A 2,543-nucleotide genomic window follows, 5' to 3' on the forward strand; every position below is an offset into this window, starting at 1 on the left:
GGGTGGGCGGACCGGGTGGCGGTCGCCGCGGTCAACGGTCCGGAGTCGGTGGTCGTCGCGGGTGAGGCCGGGGCGTTGGAGGAGTTCCTCGCCCATTGCGAGGTGCGGGGCGTACGCGCCCGCCGCATCGCCGTCGACTACGCCTCCCACTCGGCCCAGGTGGAAACCGTCCGCGACCGGCTGCTGGCCGACCTCGACGGGATCCGGCCCACCGCGGGCACCGTCCCGCTGCTGTCCACCGTCACGGGGGAGTGGACGGACGGCACGGCGCTGGACGCCGGCCACTGGTACCGCAACCTGCGCGAACCCGTCCGCTACGCCGACGCCGTCGCCACCCTGCTCGCCCAGGGCCACCGCGGCTTCATCGAGGTCAGCCCGCACCCCGTCCTGACCATCGGTACCCAGGAGACCGTCGAGCGCAGCGGCACCGGTGCCGTGGTCGTCGGCACCCTGCACCGCGACCGGGGCGGACTGCCCACCCTGCTGGGCAACCTCGCCGAGGCCCACGCCCACGGCGTGCGCGTCGACTGGACCGCCTTCTTCCGGGGCACCGGCGCACACCCGGCCGAGCTGCCGACCTACGCCTTCCAGCGCGACCGGTACTGGCCGCCCGTCGACGGCACGGCACGCCCGCTGCCCGCGATCACCAGCCCCGTCACGCTCCCCGCACAGCAGACCGCCGAGAGCGGCACGCCCTGGCGCGACACCCTCGACGCACTGTCCCCCGCCGAACGCCGCCACCGGGTCATGGACCTGGTACGAGTGCGCACCGCCGCCGTGCTCGGCCACGCCGACCCCGCCGCGATCGAACCGCACCGCGGTTTCGCCGCCCTCGGCTTCGACTCCCTCGCCTCGGTCCGCCTGCGCACCGCGCTGGCCGAGACGACCGGCCTGACCCTGCCCAGCAGCGTCGTCTTCGACCACCCGAACCCGGCCGCCCTCACCGACTACCTGGTCACCCGGCTCGACGGCGCACCCGTCCCGGCCCGCCCCGCCGCCCGCACCACCCCGGCCGACGAGCCGCTGGCCGTGGTCGGCATGGCCTGCCGCCTCCCCGGCGGCGTCACCGGCCCCGAGGAACTGTGGCAGTTCCTCGCCGAAGGCCGCGACGCCATCGGCGACTTCCCCACCGACCGCGGCTGGGACCTCGACAGCCTCTACGACCCCGACCCGGACCGGGCCGGACACACCTACCTGCGCCAGGGCGGCTTCCTGCACGACGCCGCGGACTTCGACGCCGACCTCTTCGGCATCAGCCCGCGCGAGGCGCTGGCGATGGACCCGCAGCAGCGGCTGTTCCTCGAAGTCGCGTGGGAGACCCTCGAACGCGCCGGCATCGACCCGCACGGCCTGCGCGGCAGCGCCACCGGCGTCTTCGCCGGCGTGACAGACCAGCGCTACGACTCACGGCACGGCGCGGTCGCCGGCGTGGACGAGGGACTGCTCGGCACCGGAAACTACGCCAGCGTCCTCTCCGGCCGGGTGTCCTACACCCTCGGCCTGGAGGGCCCGGCCGTCAGTGTGGACACCGCCTGCTCGTCGTCCCTCGTCGCCCTGCACCTGGCCGGGCAGTCGCTGCGCAGCGGCGAGTGCTCGCTCGCGCTGGCCGGCGGTGTGATGGTCATGTCGACCCCGCGGGCGTTCGTGGAGTTCTCCCGGCAGCGCGGTCTCGCCCCCGACGGCCGCTGCAAGGCGTTCGCCGCCGCCGCGGACGGCATCGGCTGGTCCGAGGGCGTCGGCGTGGTCCTGCTGGAGCGGCTGTCCGACGCCCGCCGCAACGGCCACCCCGTGCTGGCCGTGGTCCGCGGCTCGGCGATCAACCAGGACGGGGCCTCCTCCGGCCTCACCGCGCCCAACGGCTCGGCCCAGCAGCGGGTCATCCGCTCCGCGCTCGACGCCGCCGGCCTCACCCCCGCCGACGTCGACGTCGTCGAGGCACACGGCACCGGCACCACCCTGGGCGACCCCATCGAGGCCAACGCCCTGCTGGCCACCTACGGCCAGGACCGCGAGCAGCCGCTCCGGCTCGGCTCGCTGAAGTCCAACATCGGCCACACCGGCCCCGCGGCGGGCGTGGCCGGCGTGATCAAGATGGTGCTCGCGCTGCACGCCGGCGAGGTGCCCCGCACCCTGCACGTGGACGCGCCCTCGCCGCACATCGACTGGGCCTCCGGCTCCGTCGAGCTCGTCACCGACGCCACCCCCTGGCCCCGGACCGAACGACCGCGTCGCGCGGGCGTGTCCTCGTTCGGCGCCAGCGGCACCAACGCCCACCTGATCCTGGAGGAGGCCCCGGCGGAGCCGGCCGCCCCCGCGCGTGCCGCCGCGCCGCGCTGGGTGCCCTGGCTGCTCTCCGCCCGCTCCGAGGCCGCCCTCACCGAACAGGCCGCCCGGCTCGCCGACCACCTCGCCACCCATCCCGGCCTCGACCCGGTGGACGTCTCCAGGTCCCTGGCGGTGTCGCGGGCGTTGCTGCCGCATCGTGCGGTGGTGGTGGCCGCCGATGTGGCGGGGGCTCGGGGTTCTCTGGCGGCGTTGGCCGC

1 protein-coding gene is annotated in these 2,543 nt (G+C 75.7%); it reads left to right on the forward strand.

The genetic code is table 11. From position 1 onward, the window contains the following. Positions 1–2,543 (forward strand): beta-ketoacyl synthase N-terminal-like domain-containing protein (locus ACZ7KF_RS41470; RefSeq protein WP_471087885.1); only part of this gene is annotated, 2,543 nt, incomplete at both ends.

Source organism: Streptomyces sp. NPDC038200 (assembly GCF_055600785.1).